Annotated in this window: 1 protein-coding gene; it reads left to right on the top strand. The window is 65.2% G+C overall.

The genetic code is table 11. The features are described from left to right. On the top strand, positions 1-342 hold a 342-nt coding region (locus EN818_RS31295; RefSeq protein WP_348631436.1), incomplete at both ends, for a sulfatase-like hydrolase/transferase.

The following is a 342-nucleotide window of genomic DNA, read 5'->3' as shown; positions in this document are numbered from 1 at the left end:
GGGACCAGAAGGAGAACTACGCCTCCAACGGCTTCGCGCTCGCCTTCGCGATGAACGTGCCGATGGCACATGTCTCGGCGCCGCCTGGCTATGACGACAAGACGCTGGACGCGATCACGCGCCCGGAGGTTGCCGCCTCGGTGCCGGACCAGAAGCCCGACATCATCGTGGTGATGAGCGAATCCTTCTGGGATCCAACGGGGCTTCCCGGCGTCAGCATCAAGCCGGATCCGATCCCGACCGTGCGCGCGCTGCGCTCGGGCTCGATGTTCTCGCCGGAATTCGGCGGCATGACCGCCAATATCGAGTTCGAGGCGCTGACCGGCTTCTCCAACGCCTTCC

Origin of the sequence: Mesorhizobium sp. M3A.F.Ca.ET.175.01.1.1, assembly GCF_004791945.1 — a bacterium.
Lineage (GTDB): Bacteria > Pseudomonadota > Alphaproteobacteria > Rhizobiales > Rhizobiaceae > Mesorhizobium.
This window is presented reverse-complemented; position numbering and strand designations above follow the sequence as displayed.